This window comes from Bifidobacterium pullorum DSM 20433, assembly GCF_000771405.1.
Taxonomy (GTDB): domain Bacteria; phylum Actinomycetota; class Actinomycetes; order Actinomycetales; family Bifidobacteriaceae; genus Bifidobacterium; species Bifidobacterium pullorum.
In genome coordinates this window covers 168,785-186,998 of the sequence record NZ_JDUI01000001.1, presented here as the reverse complement: position 1 = coordinate 186,998, position 18,214 = coordinate 168,785, and the positions used below count along the sequence as shown (strand labels likewise).

14 protein-coding genes are annotated in these 18,214 nt (G+C 65.2%); 11 read left to right on the top strand and 3 right to left on the bottom strand.

Annotation, left to right across the window (positions count from 1 at the left end; all coding sequences use genetic code 11):
• Positions 1-2 precede the first annotated feature (2 nt).
• Entirely contained in the window at positions 3-737 is a 735-nt protein-coding gene (locus OU11_RS00765; protein ID WP_033513924.1) for a uracil-DNA glycosylase, read from the bottom strand.
• A gap of 129 nt (positions 738-866) precedes the next feature.
• Here OU11_RS00765 and OU11_RS00760 point away from each other — a divergent pair, with 129 nt between their 5' ends.
• On the top strand, positions 867-1,562 hold the full coding sequence (locus OU11_RS00760; RefSeq protein ID WP_033513923.1) for a LytR C-terminal domain-containing protein: 696 nt from the start codon (positions 867-869) through the stop codon (positions 1,560-1,562).
• Between the two features lie 174 nt (positions 1,563-1,736).
• Complete coding sequence (gene groL / locus OU11_RS00755) at positions 1,737-3,359, top strand: chaperonin GroEL (protein ID WP_033513922.1); 1,623 nt, start codon at positions 1,737-1,739, stop codon at positions 3,357-3,359.
• A gap of 131 nt (positions 3,360-3,490) precedes the next feature.
• On the opposite strand, the gene OU11_RS00750 is transcribed toward groL, so the two are convergent.
• Positions 3,491-3,784, bottom strand: coding sequence for a WXG100 family type VII secretion target (locus OU11_RS00750; RefSeq protein ID WP_033513921.1), 294 nt, complete (start codon positions 3,782-3,784; stop codon positions 3,491-3,493).
• Between the two features lie 213 nt (positions 3,785-3,997).
• Between OU11_RS00750 and OU11_RS08725 the strand changes: the two genes are divergently transcribed.
• The 6 genes from OU11_RS08725 to OU11_RS00720 all read left to right on the top strand — a co-directional run bounded on the left by OU11_RS08725 (position 3,998) and on the right by OU11_RS00720 (position 12,299).
• Positions 3,998-5,263, top strand: a complete 1,266-nt coding sequence (locus OU11_RS08725) for a TPM domain-containing protein (RefSeq protein WP_152597010.1) — start codon at positions 3,998-4,000, stop codon at positions 5,261-5,263.
• Between the two features lie 57 nt (positions 5,264-5,320).
• A complete protein-coding gene (locus tag OU11_RS00740) occupies positions 5,321-6,064 on the top strand; it encodes a response regulator transcription factor (RefSeq protein WP_033513920.1) in 744 nt (247 codons plus the stop codon).
• Entirely contained in the window at positions 6,064-7,926 is a 1,863-nt protein-coding gene (locus OU11_RS00735) for a sensor histidine kinase (RefSeq protein ID WP_052122510.1), read from the top strand. Before OU11_RS00740 ends, OU11_RS00735 begins: the two co-directional genes overlap by 1 nt.
• A 119-nt stretch (positions 7,927-8,045) precedes the next feature.
• Complete coding sequence (locus OU11_RS00730; protein WP_033513919.1) at positions 8,046-8,435, top strand: cold-shock protein; 390 nt, start codon at positions 8,046-8,048, stop codon at positions 8,433-8,435.
• A 12-nt stretch (positions 8,436-8,447) separates the two neighbouring features.
• Entirely contained in the window at positions 8,448-9,641 is a 1,194-nt protein-coding gene (locus OU11_RS00725) for a DUF3027 domain-containing protein (protein ID WP_033514038.1), read from the top strand.
• Positions 9,642-9,758: 117 nt separating this feature from the next.
• Positions 9,759-12,299 (top strand): ATP-dependent Clp protease ATP-binding subunit, encoded by a 2,541-nt coding sequence (locus OU11_RS00720; RefSeq protein WP_033513918.1) that lies wholly within the window; start codon positions 9,759-9,761, stop codon positions 12,297-12,299.
• 191 nt (positions 12,300-12,490) lie between these two features.
• On the opposite strand, the gene OU11_RS00715 is transcribed toward OU11_RS00720, so the two are convergent.
• Positions 12,491-13,978, bottom strand: a complete 1,488-nt coding sequence (locus OU11_RS00715) for a DUF349 domain-containing protein (RefSeq protein WP_033513917.1) — start codon at positions 13,976-13,978, stop codon at positions 12,491-12,493.
• Between the two features lie 92 nt (positions 13,979-14,070).
• Here OU11_RS00715 and hisS point away from each other — a divergent pair, with 92 nt between their 5' ends.
• The 3 genes from hisS (at position 14,071) to OU11_RS00700 (ending at position 18,201) form a co-directional block, all read left to right on the top strand.
• On the top strand, positions 14,071-15,474 hold the full coding sequence (gene hisS, locus OU11_RS00710) for a histidine--tRNA ligase (protein WP_033513916.1): 1,404 nt from the start codon (positions 14,071-14,073) through the stop codon (positions 15,472-15,474).
• Entirely contained in the window at positions 15,471-17,270 is a 1,800-nt protein-coding gene (aspS, locus tag OU11_RS00705; RefSeq protein ID WP_033513915.1) for an aspartate--tRNA ligase, read from the top strand. Before hisS ends, aspS begins: the two co-directional genes overlap by 4 nt.
• Before the next feature lie 121 nt (positions 17,271-17,391).
• Positions 17,392-18,201, top strand: a complete 810-nt coding sequence (locus OU11_RS00700; RefSeq protein ID WP_033513914.1) for an amino acid ABC transporter ATP-binding protein — start codon at positions 17,392-17,394, stop codon at positions 18,199-18,201.
• The last annotated feature ends 13 nt before the right edge of the window (positions 18,202-18,214 follow it).

Here is an 18,214-nt window from a genome sequence, read left to right as displayed (position 1 = left end):
AGTTATTGTAACCGCTGATTGGGAGGGTCGGCGGCCGGAAGGGACCAATCTACCGGTTTCGCCCCCATCCGGATCAGCGCCTCGTTGGTTCGGGAGAACGGTTTCGACCCGAAGAATCCCCGTGATGCCGATAGGGGGCTTGGATGGGGCGAGGTGATGATGAAGGCGTTGTTCAGCAGGGGAGCGAGGGTCTGCGCCTTGCGCCCCCAGAGGATCGCCACCAGCGGCTTGGGGCGCCCCTGTTCGTCCGTGCGGGCGTTCAATGCGCGGACCGCCGCGTCGGTGATCTGCTCCCACCCCTTGCCTTGATGGCTGTCGGGCCTGTTGACCTGTACGGTCAGACACCTGTTGAGCAGCATCACCCCCTGCCCGGTCCAGGGCGTCAGGTCGCCGTTGGCCGGCATCGGTACGCCAAGGTCGTCGACAAGCTCCTTATAGATGTTGACCAGGCTTTTGGGCAGCGGCCTGACGTCCGGCGCCACGCAGAAGCTGAGCCCCACCGGATGGCCGGGGGTCGGATAGGGGTCCTGCCCGACGATCAGCACCTTGATGCTGTCGAACGGAATGGTGAAGGCTCGCAGGATGTTGCGGCTCGCCGGCAGATACCGTCTGCCCGCGGCCAGCTCGCCCCGCAGGAAATCGCCCATGGCGTGGACGGCCGGTTCGACGTCGGCCAGCGCTTCGGCCCACCCGGGGTCGACCAGCTCCGACAGAGGCTTGACATGTGTGGTGCTCATGCCTCCCACTCTAGGCGTCTCGTTCGATGAACCTGTGCATATCCGGTATACGCTGCCGCCTGCCTGTGGCGTGCTGGCGATGGCGACGGCTACACTCGTGCATGGAACCAGACGTGAAAGGGAACTCTGATGGCGCACAGCGAGAAGGAAAGCTACCAGTCGTATCCGCGGGATGCCTTCGACAATCCGCCGAGCGGCCCCGTGGGTGTGCACCGCGGTCGTCGTTCGGTCGTGGCGCGCGTCGCGCCGTTCCTCATCGTGATCGTGGCCGCCGCGCTGGCGGGGCTGCTGGCGTGGGGCATCGCCTCCGGAGAACTGGCCAAGGTGCAGTTGCCGTGGTCGAACCAGTCGCAGACGTCGCAGGCCGACGCCGGGGACGACGGGCAGTCCGACGATCAGGACGCGTCCGATTCACAGGACGATCAGTCCGACCAATCCGACCAGTCCGATCAGACGGATCAGACGGATCAGACGGATGGCGCGCAGGATGAGCCGGACGGGGACGACCAGTCGCAGGATGGGGCCGAACCGGCCGCGCCGGAGCAGACCGTGAACTACGGCACCGGCGTCCGTGTCGTCAACGCCACCGGGGTCAACGGGTATGCCGCCCAGCAGATGGGTGTGCTGCAATCGGTCGGCTATACGAACGTGGTCGCCGCGAATCCTTCCGGCGGCACGTTGCCGGCGGTGAACGTGGTGTGGTATCAGAACGAGACCGATATGGCCACCGCACAGGATGTCGCCAATACGCTGGGCATCGCGACCGTCGAGCAGACGACGGGGATATCCGACCCGATCGTGGTGGTGTACATCGCCGCGCAGTGATGTTTTTGCAGCCAACAGCGCAATTGACGTGGCGGTGTTGGCACTCGGGCCCCGAGAGTGCTAATGTCCCAATTAGCACTCGGAGGCCGAGAGTGATAACCGGCAGCTGACGGCTGGATGTCCTCCAGGCTTTACGAGTGGAAACAGTACCGTGTAGCCATATGTGGAGGAACAATGGCAAAGATCATCGCATACAACGAGGAAGCCCGCCAGGGCATGCTCGCGGGTCTCGATAAGCTCGCGGACACCGTCAAGGTCACGCTGGGCCCGAAGGGCCGCAACGTCGTGCTCGACAAGACCTACGGCGCCCCGACCATCACCAACGACGGCGTGTCCATCGCCAAGGAGATTGAGCTCGAGGATCCGTATGAGCGCATCGGCGCCGAGCTGGTCAAGGAAGTCGCCAAGAAGACCGACGACGTCGCCGGCGACGGCACCACCACCGCCACCGTGCTGGCCCAGTCCCTCGTGCATGAGGGTCTGAAGAACGTGGTCGCCGGCTCCAACCCGATCGCGCTGCGCCGCGGCATCGAGAAGGCCACCGACGTCATCGTCAAGGAGCTCATCGCCGCCGCCAAGGACGTGGAGACCAAGGACCAGATCGCCGCCACCGCTACCATTTCGGCCGCCGATCCGGAAGTCGGCGAGAAGATCGCCGAGGCCCTGGACAAGGTCGGCCAGGACGGCGTCGTGACCGTCGAGGACAACAACCGCTTCGGCCTGGATCTCGAGTTCACCGAGGGCATGCGTTTCGACAAGGGCTACATCGCCCCGTACTTCGTGACCAACGCCGAGGACCAGACCGCCGTGCTCGAGGATCCGTACATCCTCCTGACCTCCGGCAAGGTCTCCAGCCAGCAGGACGTCGTGCACATCGCCGAACTGGTGATGAAGACCGGCAAGCCGCTGCTGATCATCGCCGAGGACGTCGACGGCGAGGCGCTGCCGACCCTGATCCTGAACAAGATCCGCGGCACCTTCAACTCCTGCGCCGTCAAGGCTCCGGGCTTCGGCGACCGCCGCAAGGCCATGCTGCAGGATATGGCCATCCTGACCGGCGCCCAGGTGGTGTCCGACGAGCTGGGCCTGAAGCTCGACTCCGTGGACCTGTCCGTGCTCGGCTCCGCCAAGAAGGTCATCGTCTCCAAGGATGAGACCACCATCGTTTCCGGTGCCGGCTCCGCCGAGGATGTGGCCGCCCGCGTGGCCCAGATCCGCGCCGAGATCGAGAACACCGACTCCGACTACGACCGTGAGAAGCTGCAGGAGCGCCTGGCCAAGCTGGCCGGCGGTGTGGCCGTCATCAAGGTCGGCGCCGCCACCGAGGTGGAGGCCAAGGAGCGCAAGCACCGCATCGAGGACGCCGTGCGCAACGCCAAGGCTGCCATCGAGGAAGGCCTGCTGCCCGGCGGCGGTGTGGCCCTCGTCCAGGCCGCCAAGAAGGCCGAGACCGATGAGGCCATCACCTCGCTGACCGGCGAGGAGGCCACCGGCGCCGCCATCGTGTTCCGCGCCATCGAGGCCCCGATCAAGCAGATCGCCGAGAACTCCGGTGTTTCGGGCGACGTGGTCTTCAACAAGGTTCGCGAGCTGCCGGAGGGCCAGGGCTTCAACGCCGCCACCGACACCTACGAGGACCTGCTGGCCGCCGGCGTGACCGACCCGGTGAAGGTGACTCGTTCCGCGCTGCAGAACGCCGCCTCCATCGCCGGCCTGTTCCTGACCACCGAGGCTGTGGTGGCCAACAAGCCGGAGCCGCCGGCAGCCGCCCCGGCCAACGCCGACATGGGCTACTGATCGCGGGAATGAGCGACAGGGTCCTTCCCTGAAGGGAGGGGCATAGCGTAACGGGAGGGATGGACGCCGAAACCGGTGTCCATCCCTCCCGTCGTTATCCGGAGCGTCCCCTGCCGGAGCAGGCACCGGGATCATCCCGCCGCGAACAGCCGCGAGGCCTGCATCTCGGCGTCGGCGTAGAGCATGGAGGCTTGGGTCAGCGCGTTCTGGATCGATTCAAGCGAGGCGTCCATCTGCTGTTGCGCCGCATGCCACTGCGCGACGACTGAGGCGAACTGCGTGGCCGCCGAACCATGCCATGCGTCCTGCAGTGCGTTGAGATTCGCGACCATGCCGTCGGTGGCCTGTCTGATCGCGGCGACCGATGCCGATACCGCCGCGCCGGAGGATTGGATGCGGTCCGAATCCACTTGATACTGTGCCATGATGCGTTCCTTTCCTTGTTTGAGGTGGTCGGGCGATGCCAGCGGACGGCTTTGGCGCAACCGCCCGCTATGGTGGAGGGTATGTCGGATTCGAACAACACAGGTGGGAATATGGGCATGGTGGTCGAACGTTTGAAGTGCCGCAGAGCGGACGCAACGCCGCAAACCCTTACGAAGCGGCTGGTTTGCCTGCTTGCCGCGGTATTTGCCGCCATGCTGTGGATAACTCCCGTCGGGCTTGCGGACGAGGAGGGCGACGATGCCGCCGTGGAGGACAGCGGCATGCTGAGCAGCTCGATCACGGACACCGAGAACCTGCTGGGTTCCAACGTCGGCGCGGTGAACGACGCCATCGACCAGCTGCATGAGGATAGCGGCGTATCGGTGCGGCTGTTGTACCTGACCTCGTTCAGCGCGGGGGAGGACGACGTCGATCAGTGGGCCAGCGACGTGCTGGAATCCACCGATCCGGGTCCCAATACGGTGCTGCTGGCCGTCGCCTCGCATGACGGCAATCTGGTCGTCGCCGTGTCCTCGAACTCCGATGAGTGGCTGCGGCGCCAGCAGACCGTGGACGAATTGTCCCAAGCCGCATTGGATCCGTTGGTTGAGAACGACACGCCGGATTGGTCCGGGTCGGCGATCGCCATGGTCGAACGGATCGGCGAAATCGAGCGCGAGGAGAAGTCGCGACTGCCCATCCTGATCGGCTCGGTGGCGGCGGGCGTCGTCGTCATCGCGGCGCTGTCCGCGGTCGTCGTACTGGTGGTGCGTCGCCGCAGGCGGAATGTTCCCGACGAGCCAACGGAGGAGGCCGAGGAATCGGATGCGACCGACGCCGCCACGCAGTCGGACTCCGACACAATGGACTCTGACACATCGCAGTCGGACTCTGATGCAATCGACTCTGACACATCGGAAACGGACTTCGATACATCGGCATCCGTCGAGCCGACCGGGGACACCGCCTACTCGGTCGAGGACGGCGTCGATTGGGGCATGGCCGTCACCTCGGTCGAGGACGGCGTCGAATCGCAGGTGGAGGATGCGACACAGGAAGAGAACATCGAATCGGATGATGCGGACGGGGCGATGACGTTCCCATCCCCGACGGAATCCGACGAGCCGATGGACGAAGCGGAACCGGTGGAAGCCGTACCGTCGTCGCCGGATGCCTGGCCCGAGGAAGCCGAGTTGGGAATCGCCAGACTGGAACCGGTTGTACTGGAACCGGTTGTGCTGGAGACGACCGAGACGGAGCCTGTCGAGACCGAGCCCGCTGAGACCGAGCCGGTCGAGGCCGGGACTGAGCTGGAGGAGGAGAGCGTCGAGCCGGAGGCCGCGGCTGAGCCGGAGTCCGAGCCCGCGCCCGGGCCCGAATCGGCGGAGAACGCCGCGGCGGATGCCGGCGCGAAGAAGCCACGGCGCCGTGGCCTGTTGCCGCTGCGGAGGAAGCCGCGCGGCCGCCACAGCGCATAGTCCAACCACCAGCGAACATTCAGGAAAAGCACAGATACGAGGGTCAAGCTGGACACCATGAGCAAAGCCATTGAAGCATCGATTGTGGTTGTTGATGACGAGCCGTCCATTCGTGAGCTGCTGGTTGCCTCGTTGCATTTCGCGGGATTCGAGGTGGCGACCGCCGCTTCCGGGTCGGAGGCGATCGAGGTCATTGAACGGGTCCAACCGGATCTGATCGTATTGGACGTCATGTTGCCTGACATCGATGGTTTCACGGTGACCCGCCGCATCCGTCAGGAGGGCATCGACGCGCCCGTGCTGTTCCTGACCGCGCGAGACGACACGCAGGACAAGGTGATGGGCCTGACCGTGGGCGGTGACGATTACGTGACCAAGCCCTTCAGCCTGGAGGAGGTCGTGGCCCGCATCCGCGCGATCTTGCGTCGAACCCGTGAACAGGTGGAGGATGATCCCATCATCCGCGTCGGCGATCTGGAGATCAACGAGGACTCGCATGACGTCTCCCGCGCCGGCCAGTCCATCGACCTGAGCCCGACCGAATACAAGCTGTTGCGGTATCTGATGGACAACGAGGGCCGCGTGCTCTCCAAGGCGCAGATCCTCGACCACGTCTGGCAATACGACTGGGGCGGGGACGCGGCCATCGTCGAATCCTACATCTCCTACCTGCGCAAGAAGGTCGACGGCATCATGGTCACCGATGAGAACGGCGAGGAACACAAGGTGGCGCCGCTGATCGAGACCAAGCGCGGAATTGGCTATATGATCCGCGCGCCCAAGGGCAGCCAGGGGGCGTGATGGCGGCGGCGAACGCGGGGCGTGACACACAACCGGAACCCGCGTCCCCGGATGTCCCGCCGAACAAGACATCCAAGGGCGGTCCGGCCAAGGAATCGGCGGTCAGACGCGTCGTGCGGGCACGGTGGAACGCGATTTCGCTGAACACCAAGCTGGTGTCCACCGTGCTGGTGCTGCTCACCATCGGCGTGGCCTGCATCTCGTTCTCCATCCGCCAGCTGGTCAGCAACTATCTGCTGGAGAAGGTGGATACGCAGATCGTCCAGCAGGCGAACCTGGTGTTCCAGAACATCGATCTGCTGCGCAACAGCGACACCAACTCGGCCGGCATGACCGACTTCTTCCTGCAGATCAGGGACACCGACGCCAATATCCTGACCACGCCGTTGAAACCGACCATCGCGCAGGATGTGGTGTCCGAACCCGTGCTGCCTCCCAGCGGCACGATGGGTGACGTGACGTTCGGCGAACCGTTCACCGCGCAATCCATCGTCCATCTGGGAAGCGAGCTGCCCAGCCGGGCCACGCTGTCCACGGCGCGCTCGCCTTGGCGCGTGGTCTCGATGAAGGTGGTGCGCAACGACGTCTTCTCCTATATCATCTTCATCGGGTTGCCGCTGGCCGATTCCATCGACACCGTTTCAAGACTGACCCGCTACTGCGTCATGGTCGGCATCGCGGTCATCCTGTTGGGCGGCGTCATCGGCACACTGGTGGTTCAGGGCACGCTCGCACCGCTCAAACGCATCGAGAAGACCGCGGCCAAGATCGCGGCGGGGGACCTGAAACAGCGCATCCCCTCCACTCCGGAGAACACGGAGATCGGTTCGCTGTCGGCGTCGCTGAACGCCATGCTCGCCCGCATCGAGCGAAGTTTCCGCGAACAGCAATCCACGACCGATAAGATGAAACGGTTCGTCTCCGACGCCAGCCATGAGCTGCGCACGCCGCTGGCGGCCATCCACGGATATGCCGAGCTGTATAAGATGCAGCGGGACATGCCCGGCGCGTTGGAGCGGGCGGATGAATCCATCGCCCACATCGAGGCCTCAAGCTCCCGTATGACGGTGCTGGTGGAGGATCTGCTGTCGCTGGCCCGTCTGGACGAGGGTCGAGGCATCGATATCAGCCAGCAGGTGCACCTGACCTCCATCGTGCGGGACGCGGCCGACGACCTGCACGCTCTCGACCCGGATCGCGGCATCACCTGCGGCGTTGTACGTTTCGTACCCCGCAACGGCGAGGAGGCCGCGCGGCTGGCGTTCGAACAGGGCGACCTTCCGGCGATCAGCCTGAACGGCGACGGGTCTCGGTTGCGCCAGGTGGTGACGAACATCGTCGGCAACATCCACCGGTATACGCCGGTGGATTCCCCCGTGGAGGTGTCGATGGGCGAGGTCATCGCCTCGATCGGCGACGATTCGCTGGGGCGCATGCCGCCCACCGAACAGTCCCTGCGGCATTTCCTGGACGCGGTGGACGTGGGACAGTCGATCAACGTCGGCATGCGATACGCCGTGGTGCGGTTCAGCGATCACGGTCCCGGCGTGCCCGCCGAATCCCGTGAGCGGATCTTCGAACGGTTCTACACCGCCGACCCCTCGCGCGCGCGGCAGAAGGGCGGCACGGGCCTGGGCATGGCGATCGTGGAATCGGTGATCAAGGCGCATCATGGTTTCATCTGCGCCTGCGAGACGGATGGCGGCGGCCTGACCATCGTGGTGGTGCTGCCCATCGCGCCGGTCGAGATCCCCGCGGTGCAGACTCAGGACGGCAGGTCCGCAAAGGGCGGCAAAACCTCGCGGAACGCCAAGGCGGGCAAGACGCTGTTCGCATCCAAGAGCCCCAAGGCCAACCGATAGACCGGTCCGGGTTACGCCGTCAGGCGGATAGGCATGGCGTGCGGTAGAATAGGGGGTCGGCTTGAAATGCGCGGACACCAGGGTCCGCCGCACGAGGATATGAAGAGACGAGGTGTCAGATGCCAAGCGGACGTGTGCGTTGGTTCGATGCGAAGAAGGGATACGGCTTCATCATCAATGAGGAGGGTGACGATGTGTTCATGTCGGCTTCGGCGTTGCCGGACGGCGTGACGACCCTGCGGAAGGGTGCCCGCGTGGAGTATTCCGTGGTCGACGGGCGCCGCGGCCCGCAGGCGATGAACGTCCACCTGATCGCCTCCGCGCCCTCGATGGTCAAGGCGACGCGTCCGAAGCCGGACGACATGGCCGCCATCGTGGAGGATCTGATCAAGCTACTGGATGCGGCGGGCAACGGTCTGCGCCGCCACCACTATCCCTCCGCGGCCGAGAGCAAGAAGCTGGCGACGCTGCTGCGCGCCGTGGCCGACAATTTCGACGTACAGGACTAGGACTGAGGGATGATGCCCGATTCGATGCTGGACCCGCAGACGATTGCCCGCAGTGTCGCCCGAGCGATGGCCGATGACCCGGATCAGGTCGGGGACTTCGTGGATGCCATTGCGTTGGGCGACGGCGTGACCGACTTCCGTTTCGTCGCCGATTACCGCGGCTATGAAGGATGGCAGTGGTCGGTGACGCTGTTCCACGACGAGGAACTCGACAGGTGGACGGTGAACGAGTCGTCCCTGGTGCCGACGGATGAGGCGTTGCGCCCTCCGGAATGGGTGCCGTGGAAGGACCGTCTGGAACCGACGGATCTGTCGGTCACCGATTCGATCGGCACCGAGCCCGACGATCCCCGGCTTGAGGACGGATTCCGCCGCACCGAACCGCAGACCGAGCCCGATGCCTCGCCGGACGGCGGGGACGCCGCGGCACGGACCGCCGCCGTGGACGGCGGGAGCACGACGGCGCACGGTGCGGACACCGACGCGGAGGCGGCGACCGCCGACGGCGACGCCACGCAGGAGCAGACCGACATCGATGCCGCGGTGGAGGAGTTCGACCTGTCTCGCAGGCATGTGATGAGCCCGTTGGGTCGTTCCCAGACCGCCAAACGGTGGTATGAGGGGCCGCGCGGTCCCAAGTCGCTGTCCACGAAGACGGCCGGGGGCCACACCTGCGCGACGTGTGGATTCTTCGTGCCGCTCAAGGGCGAACTGAACCTGATGTTCGGCGTGTGCGCGAACAAGTGGAGTCCGGATGACGGACGCGTCGTCTCGCTGGATCACGGCTGCGGCGAACATTCGGAGATCGAACCGCCGGAGCCCACGCATCTGTGGGTGCAGTCCAAGCCGGCGTTCGACGATCTGCACATCGACATCATCGCCCACGCCCCGCGCGAGGAGAGTCCCGAGGTCGAACTCATCGAGCGGATCAACGATCGGGATGAGGACGAGGCCACCGACGAGGACATCGACGCTAACGTGACCGCCGAGGATGAGATCGACGAGCAGGATGACCAGGATACGCTGACCGGGCATCCGCAGGTCGAGGAGACCATCGATCTGAGCGGCGGCGCTCCCGCCGATACCGGGGCCGCCGGCGATGTCGAAACGGCCGCGGACGCCACGTACGCCGAGGACACCGAACCGGTGGCGGCCGAAACGGCGGCGGAATCCGGAACCGACGTGACGGGCGACGCGCAGGCCTAGACACCGGGCACAGTCGTGGAAGGTTTTGCGTCCACAGCGCAATTCGGGGCGGGCGTGCAATAAACGTCACCTCGAATCGGTAGAGTGATGTGGACTATCACAATGGGAAGGACAAGCATGTTCGAACGGTTTACCGACCGTGCGCGGCGCGTGATCGTGTTGGCGCAGGAGGAGGCACGTGCCCTCCAGCACAACTACATCGGCACCGAACACCTGCTGCTGGGCCTGATCCGCGAAGGCGAAGGCATTGCGGCCAAGGCGCTGACCGCCAAGGGCGTGTCCTTGGACGATACCCGCAAGCAGGTCGAGGAGATGATCGGCAAGGGGACCGCGGCCCCCAACGGCCATATCCCCTTCACTCCGCACGCCAAGCAGGTGCTGGAGCTGAGCCTGCGGGAGGCCCTGCAGCTCGGCCACAGCTACATCGGCACCGAGCACATCCTGCTGGGCCTGATCCGCGAAGGCGAGGGCGTGGGCACCCAGGTGCTCATCAAGATGGATGTGGATCTGGGCGATCTGCGCAGCACGACCATCGACCTGATTCGCGGCAATACCGGCGGCGACAAGGGCAAGGGCGATCTGGCGAACGCCGGTGGCGTGGCCGACAAGCGCAACCAGACCGGATCCGCCATCCTCGATCAGTTCGGACGCAACCTGACCGCCGAGGCCGCCGAAGGCAAACTGGACCCGGTCATCGGACGCACCAATGAGATCGAGCGCGTGATGGTGGTGCTGTCGCGTCGCACGAAGAACAACCCGGTGCTGATCGGTGAGCCGGGCGTCGGCAAGACCGCCGTGGTGGAGGGCCTTGCCCAGAAGATCCAGACGGGCGACGTGCCGGAGACGCTCAAGGGCAAGCAGGTCTACTCGCTGGACCTGGGCTCGATGGTGGCGGGCTCCCGCTATCGCGGCGATTTCGAGGAGCGTCTGAAGAAGGTGCTCAAGGAGATCAAAACCCGCGGCGACATCGTGCTGTTCATCGACGAGATCCATACGATCGTCGGCGCCGGCTCGGCCGACGGGGCGCTCGGCGCATCGGATATGTTGAAGCCGATGCTGGCCCGTGGCGAGCTGCAGACCATCGGCGCGACCACGACCGACGAGTACCGTAAGTACATCGAGAAGGATGCGGCGCTGGAACGCCGGTTCCAGCCGATTCAGGTATCCGAGCCGACCATCGCGGAAACGATCGAGATCTTGAAGGGCCTGCGTGAGCGCTATGAGAACCATCATCATGTGACGATCACCGATGCCGCCCTGCAGACCGCGGCGGAGCTTTCGGCCCGGTACATCCAGGACCGTAACCTGCCGGACAAGGCGATCGACCTGATCGACGAGGCCGGTGCGCGCCTGCGCATCAAGCGTCTGACCGCGCCGCCGGAGCTCAAGGAGCTCGATGCCAAGATCGCGCGGATCTCCGCCGACAAGGACAAGGCCATCAAGGATCAGGACTTCGAGAAGGCCGCCGAGCTGCGTGACAGCCAGGAGAAGCTGGAGCAGGAGCGCAAGCAGAAGGAGCAGGCATGGCGTGAGGGCGAATCCGACGTCAAGATGGTGGTGGATGAGGATGTCATCGCGCAGGTGATCTCCCAGTCCACCGGCATTCCGGTGTTCAAGCTCACCCAGGCCGAGTCCAAGAAGCTGCTGGGCATGGAGAGCGAGCTGCACAAGCGCATCATCGGCCAGGACGAGGCCGTCTCTGCGCTGTCGCGTTCGATTCGCCGCACCCGTGTAGGGCTCAAGGATCCCAAGCGTCCGTCCGGTTCGTTCATCTTCGCCGGTCCGACCGGCGTGGGCAAGACCGAGCTGGCCAAGGCGCTGGCCGAGTTCCTGTTCGACGATGAGGACGCGCTGATCCGCGTGGATATGTCGGAGTTCTCCGAGAAGTACGCGGCCTCGCGTCTGTTCGGCGCGCCCCCGGGATACGTCGGCTACGAGGAGGGTGGCGAGCTCACCGAGAAGGTGCGCCGCAAGCCGTTCTCCGTGGTGCTGTTCGATGAGATCGAGAAGGCCCATCCGGACATCTTCAACACGCTGCTGCAGGTGCTGGATGACGGTCACCTGACCGACGGCCAGGGCCGCAAGGTGGATTTCAAGAACACGATCATCATCCTGACCACGAACTTGGGCTCGAGCAACATCGCCAAGTCGGCCAATACCGGCTTCAGCCTGGGGTCGAACACCGAGTCGAGCTACCAGCGGATGAAGGATCAGGTGAGCACGGAGCTCAAGCAGCAGTTCCGTCCCGAGTTCCTCAACCGTCTGGACGACATCATCGTGTTCCGTCAGCTCACCGAACCGCAGGTGCGTCAGATCGTGGACCTGGATGTGAACAAGCTCAACGACCGCCTGTTCGACCGCCACATGTCGCTCGAACTGACCGACGCCGCCAAGGACCTGCTCGCGCAGAAGGGTTTCGACCCGCTGCTGGGCGCCCGTCCGCTGCGTCGTGTCATCCAGCGCGACATCGAGGACGCCATCTCGGAGAAGATCCTGCTCGGCGAGCTTGAGGACGGCCAGCGCGTGGTCGTGGATGCGGAGGGTGAAGGCATCCTCGGCGAGTTCACGTTCCGGGGCGAACGCTTCGAGGAGCCGGAACCCGTGACGAGTGCGGCCTCCGGTGAGAACGCCGAGGAAACGGGACAACCGGCTGAATGACGCCGTACGGCGTCAGAAAGCATATGGCGGCCCGGTCATCCATGGATTCAGCCATGGACGACCGGGCCGTTCGTATACCGTGGGCGACCGGAACGTGAGCGGCCGGGCCGGAGGATGACGATTCGTCGCCCGATATGAACAAGGTGCGTCCCCGAGGGGAGACGCACCAGTGGAAACCGATCGGAACCAGTTCAGCGGATCGCGTTGAGCCACTGCTCCTTGGTGGCCTTCTCCGCTTCGAGCGCGGCCTTCTTCTTCGGATCGGACTCGGCGGCGATCTTCTCGTCCAGTTCGGCGAGCTGCGCGGTCAGCTGCACCTCGAAGCTGGACTTGCGGGCGTCGGCCTCCGGGTCGGTCTGCTTCCAGGCGGCATCCTCGACGGACTTGATCTGACGATCGACGGCGTCCAGACGGGACTCGATGCGGTGCATCGCCTCGCGCGGCACATAGCCGATCTGATCCCACTGCTCCTGGATGGCGGCCAGCGCCTGACGCGCCTTCTTGGCGGCCGCCTCATCGGCGACAGGCACCAGGGCCTCGGCCTGCTTGAGCAGATCCTCCTTCTTGGCCAGATTCTCCTTCTCGGTGGAGTTGATCTGGTCGCGGTCGGCCTGACGCGCGTTGAAGAAGGTGTCGGCGGCCTCGCGGAAACGCGCCCACAAGGCGTCGTCCTCGTTGCGTCCGGCGCGTCCGGCCTGCTTCCAACGATCCATCAGCTCGTTGAACTTACGGGAGGTCTCGCCCCAGGCCGTCGAGTTCTTGATCTCGTTGGCCTCGGCGATGATCGCCTCCTTGGCTTCACGGGCATGGTTGCGTTCGTTGTCGCGGGCCTGCGCCCACTTGCGGCGGGACTGGTTGAACGTGGTGCGCGCCTGGGAGAAGCGCTTCCACAGCGCGTCCGCATCCGCCTTGTCGATGCGGATGGTGGTGCGCTGATGCTCCTGCCACTGCTCGAACAGGGCGCGGAACTTGTCCGCGGTCGAACGCCAGTTCGTGTTGTCTCCCAACGATGCGGCCAGCGCCTCGGCCTTTTCGACGATCGCGGTGCGCTCGGCCACGGCCTTGGCCATGGCGGCCTTGCGGGCCTCGGCTATCGAGGCCTTCTTGGTAGCCGCCTCGGTCTTCAGCGCCTCGAACTGCGCCTTGATCGCGGCGATGTCGCCCACCACGGCCGGCTCGGCGGTCTCTTCGGTCAGCGTCTTGAGCGTGTCGTCGATTTCGCGGTTCTTGACGTTGGAGGACTTGAGCCTGTTGGCGAACAGGTCCAGCTTGGCCTTCAGATCCAGATACCGGCGGGCGTACAGCGCCAGCGCCTCCTCCTTGGAGGCGTCCGGGAACTGGCCGACCTCGCGCTCGGTCTCGCCTTCGCGCACGAACACGGTGCCGTTGTCATCCACCCGGCCGAACGCTTCGGCGGCGGTGATATCGGTTTCCGAATAGGTGACGGTCGACTGCTTGGGCGCGTGATGCTGCGGCGTCTTCCTGGCGAACGCGGCGGGGGAGGGCGCATGCGGCTTCGGCATCGAGGCCGGGGTCGGGGCCGATGGGGCTTGCTCAACCACTGTCTCCGCGGCTGCGGCCGCCTGTTCGACCGCGGCTGTTTCCTCGGGCGCGGGCGTCGTTGCCTGCTCGGTGACGTCGGTGGTGTTCTCGGGTGTGGTGACATTCTCGTCGGCCATGGCCAGCTCCTTAGGCTTGTCGTGAGTGAGGGCGGGAAAACAGCCGGAAACGACCGGTCATTTTCCCTAACCTCTATGTATTATAGGGAACCGTGGCAAAAGGCGCATCTATATCAGGATTTCCAGAGTGGCTCCCCTCTGAACGTGTTGTGGAGCAGCGTGTCATCGACACGCTCCGTAGGGTTTTCGAGCTCAACGGTTTCATCGGCATCGAGACACGCGCGGTGGAACAGGGCTCCAGTCTGTTGAAGAAAGGCGAGACCAGCAAGGAGATCTACCTGCTGAGCCGTCTGCAGGAGGTCGGTCAGGAGAACGACACCCCGGTCGAAGACCGTCTTGGTCTGCACTTCGACCTGACCGTGCCGCTGAGCCGGTATGTGGTCGAGCATTCGGGCGATCTGGCCTTCCCGTTCAAGCGGTGGCAGATCCAGAAAGTATGGCGTGGCGAACGTCCCCAGGAGGGGCGCTTCCGCGAGTTCGTGCAGGCCGACATCGACGTGATTGGCAACGGGGAACTGCCCGACCACTATGAGGTCGAGCTGCCGTTGGTCATGGTCTCCGCGCTGGAGCGTCTGCGTGAGTTCGGACTGCCGAAGGCCACCGTGCACGCGAACAACCGCAAGCTGTCCGAAGGCTTCTACCGCGGTCTGGGACTGACCGACATCGAAGGCGTGCTGCGTGAGATCGACAAGCTCGACAAGATCGGCGCCGATGAGGTGTCCAAGCTGCTGACCGCCGAATGCGGCGCCAGCGAGGCACAGGCCGCCGCCTGTCTGGAATTGGCCAACCTCACCGCCTCCGACGGCAGGGAGCTCGCTGAACGGTTCGACGCGTTGTGCGCCGCGCACGGCATCGACCTTGGCTCCGAGGCATACGCGCTCGCCCGTCAGGGCCTGGACACGCTGGCCATGATCGTGGACGAGGCGGCCCGTATCCGCCCGGGTTCGGTGATCGCCGACCTGAAGATCGCGCGCGGCCTAGATTACTACACCGGCTCCGTATACGAGACCTTCCTCGACGGCGCCGCCGACCTCGGTTCGATCTGCTCAGGCGGCCGCTACGACAATCTCGCCTCGCAGGGCAACCGCAAGTATCCGGGCGTGGGTCTGTCGATCGGACTGTCGCGACTGGTCTCCTATATGCTGCACCGGGCGGGCGCCAAGGCCTCCCGCGTCTCCCCGGCGGCGGTGCTCGTGGCTGTGTGGAACGAGGAGGACCGCGCCGTATCCAACGAGATCGCCAACCAGCTGCGCGCCCGCGGCATCGCCACCGACGTGGCCCCCACCGCGGCCAAGCTGGGCAAGCAGATCAAGTACGCCGACAAGCTCGGCATCCCGTACGTGTGGTTCCCGGCGGACCGCGCCGATCCGAACGCCGTGGACGAGGTCAAGAACATCGTGTCGGGCGCTCAGGAACCGGCGGACGCCAAGTCGTGGGAGCCGGATACGCTGGTTGCCCGGCAAACCGTGGAGATTCAAGGAGTGGAAGCAGCATGAGCCAGACGGCTTATAGAACACATCACGCCACCGAAGTCACCGAGGCCCTGGTAGGCGAGCAGGTGACGCTCGCCGGTTGGGTCGACCGTCGCCGCGACCACGGCGGCGTGGCCTTCGTCGACCTGCGCGACAGCTCGGGGCTCGTCCAGGTGGTCATCAATGACGAGGAGATGGCCCGTCCGCTCAGGAGCGAGTTCGTGATCCGCGTGAACGGCACCGTGCGCCTGCGCCCGGAAGGCAACGAGAACGAGCATCTGGCCACCGGCCGGATCGAGGTCGTGGCCAAGTCCATCGAGATCCTGGCCAAGTCCGACGCCCTGCCGTTCCAGGTCTCCACCGCGCTCGAGAACGAGTCCGAGAACAAGCTGCCGGGCGAGGACGTGCGCCTGAAGTACCGTTACCTGGATCTGCGTCGCCCCTCCATGCAGCGCAACATCAAGCTGCGTTCCGACATGGCCAAGGCCGCCCGCCAGGCCCTCGACGAGATGGGCTTCACCGAGGTCGAGACCCCGACGATGATCAAGTCCACGCCGGAGGGCGCCCGCGACTTCCTGGTGCCCGCCCGTCTGGTGCCCGGCTCCTGGTATGCGCTGCCGCAGTCCCCGCAGCTGCTCAAGCAGCTGCTCATGGTCTCCGGCGTCGAGCGCTACTACCAGATCGCCCGCTGCTACCGTGACGAGGACTTCCGCGCCGACCGTCAGCCCGAGTTCACCCAGCTCGACATGGAGATGGCGTTCGTGGACCAGGAGGACGTGATTGCCATGGCCGAAAAGGTCATCGCCGCGATCTGGAAGGCCGCCGGCTACGAGGTCAAGCTGCCGATCCAGCGCATCACCTGGCAGGAGGCGATGGACAAGTACGGCACCGACAAGCCCGACCTGCGCTTCGGCAACGAGCTGATCGAGCTCACCGAGTACTTCAAGGACACGCCGTTCCGCGTGTTCCAGGCCCCGTACGTGGGTGCCGTGCTCTTCAAGGGCGGCGCCGCCACGCCGCGCCGTCAGTTCGATGCATGGCAGGACTGGGCCAAGCAGCGCGGCGCCAAGGGCCTGGCCTACGTGGTGTTCGCCGAGGACGGCGAGCTCAAGGGCCCCGTGGCCAAGAACCTGTCTGAAGCCGAGCGCGCCGGCCTGAAGCAGGCCGTCGGCGCCGAGGACGGCGACGCCGTGTTCTTCGCCGCCGGTCCGCGCACCTCCTCCCAGAACCTGCTGGGTGCCGTGCGCGTGGAGCTCGCCGACCGCGCCGGCCTGCTCAAGCCCGACGACTTCGCCTTTACCTGGGTGGTGGACTTCCCGCTGTTCAAGTCCACCGAGGACGAGGATGATGACGATGTGGCGGTCGGCCACTCCAAGTGGACCTCGATGCATCACCCGTTCACGATGCCGTCCGCCGATTGGATCGACACGTTCGACCAGGATCCGGAACACGCGATGAGCGACTCCTACGACATCGTCTGCAACGGCGAGGAGATGGGTGGCGGTTCCGTCCGTATCCACCGCGACGACATCCAGGACCGCGTCCTCGACGTGCTCGGCATCTCCAAGGAGGAGGCCGACGAGAAGTTCGGCTTCCTGCTCGAGGCATTCAAGTACGGCGCCCCGCCGCACGCGGGCATCGCCCTGGGCTGGGACCGCACCGCCTCCATCCTGGCCGGCACCGATACGATCCGCGACGTCATCGCCTTCCCGAAGGCCGGCGGCGGCCGCGACCCGCTCACCGGCGCCCCCGCCCCGATCACGGACGAGCAGCGCGCCGAAACCGGCGTCGACTACGATCCGGATGAGGACGAGGACTGACGCACGGCGTGCGATATAGCGTGGGGAACCCCGGTTTTGGCCGGGGTTCCCGCGTATGCGGGGTCTGTTCCACGGACGGCGGCGGGCGGCTCGTATCGACACCTCGGTATAATGGGCCCTTATGTCAGAACAGAACGAAGCAACAACACAGGTACGCCGGCCGAAGCCGCTGGCATCGGGGACGGAGCAGGCGGGCCAGCCGCTGGTCGAACTGTCCCACGTCGACAAGCACTACGACAAGCTGCACGTCCTCAAGGACATCAACCTGACCGTGAACAAGGGCGAGGTCCTGGTCGTGGTCGGACCGTCCGGATCCGGCAAGTCCACGATGTGCCGCACCATCAACCGCCTGGAGACCATCGACTCCGGCGTGATCCGCATCGACGGCAAGCCGCTGCCGCAGGAAGGCAAGGAACTGGCGGAACTGCGCGCCGAGGTCGGCATGGTGTTCCAGTCATTCAACCTGTTCGCCAACAAGACGATCCTCGACAACGTGACCCTCGCCCCGATCAAGGTCCGCCACATGGACAAGAAGGAGGCCGAGGACCTGGCCATGGACCTGCTCGACCGCGTCGGCGTCGCCTCGCAGGCGAACAAGATGCCCTCGCAGCTGTCGGGCGGCCAGCAGCAGCGCGTGGCCATCGCCCGCGCCCTGGCCATGCGCCCCAAGGTCATGCTGTTCGACGAGCCCACCTCCGCGCTCGACCCCGAGATGGTCAACGAGGTGCTGGACGTCATGGTCGAGCTCGCGCACGAGGGCATGACGATGATCTGCATCACCCATGAGATGGGCTTCGCGCGCAAGGCGGCCGATCGCATCGTGTTCATGGCCGATGGCCAGATCCTGGAATCCGGCACGCCGGACGAGTTCTTCGACCATCCGAAGACCGACCGCGCCAAGGACTTCCTCTCGAAGATCCTGACCCACTGACGGCGGAGGCGCG

What these genes read in the sequence shown, in the direction of transcription:
- OU11_RS00765 (WP_033513924.1), bottom strand. Translation starts at nt 737, where the DNA reads ATGAGCACCACACATGTCAAGCCTCTGTCGGAGCTGGTCGACCCCGGG.
- OU11_RS00760 (WP_033513923.1), top strand. Translation starts at nt 867, where the DNA reads ATGGCGCACAGCGAGAAGGAAAGCTACCAGTCGTATCCGCGGGATGCC.
- groL (WP_033513922.1), top strand. Translation starts at nt 1,737, where the DNA reads ATGGCAAAGATCATCGCATACAACGAGGAAGCCCGCCAGGGCATGCTC.
- OU11_RS00750 (WP_033513921.1), bottom strand. Translation starts at nt 3,784, where the DNA reads ATGGCACAGTATCAAGTGGATTCGGACCGCATCCAATCCTCCGGCGCG.
- OU11_RS08725 (WP_152597010.1), top strand. Translation starts at nt 3,998, where the DNA reads ATGCTGTGGATAACTCCCGTCGGGCTTGCGGACGAGGAGGGCGACGAT.
- OU11_RS00740 (WP_033513920.1), top strand. Translation starts at nt 5,321, where the DNA reads ATGAGCAAAGCCATTGAAGCATCGATTGTGGTTGTTGATGACGAGCCG.
- OU11_RS00735 (WP_052122510.1), top strand. Translation starts at nt 6,064, where the DNA reads ATGGCGGCGGCGAACGCGGGGCGTGACACACAACCGGAACCCGCGTCC.
- OU11_RS00730 (WP_033513919.1), top strand. Translation starts at nt 8,046, where the DNA reads ATGCCAAGCGGACGTGTGCGTTGGTTCGATGCGAAGAAGGGATACGGC.
- OU11_RS00725 (WP_033514038.1), top strand. Translation starts at nt 8,448, where the DNA reads ATGCCCGATTCGATGCTGGACCCGCAGACGATTGCCCGCAGTGTCGCC.
- OU11_RS00720 (WP_033513918.1), top strand. Translation starts at nt 9,759, where the DNA reads ATGTTCGAACGGTTTACCGACCGTGCGCGGCGCGTGATCGTGTTGGCG.
- OU11_RS00715 (WP_033513917.1), bottom strand. Translation starts at nt 13,978, where the DNA reads ATGGCCGACGAGAATGTCACCACACCCGAGAACACCACCGACGTCACC.
- aspS (WP_033513915.1), top strand. Translation starts at nt 15,471, where the DNA reads ATGAGCCAGACGGCTTATAGAACACATCACGCCACCGAAGTCACCGAG.
- OU11_RS00700 (WP_033513914.1), top strand. Translation starts at nt 17,392, where the DNA reads ATGTCAGAACAGAACGAAGCAACAACACAGGTACGCCGGCCGAAGCCG.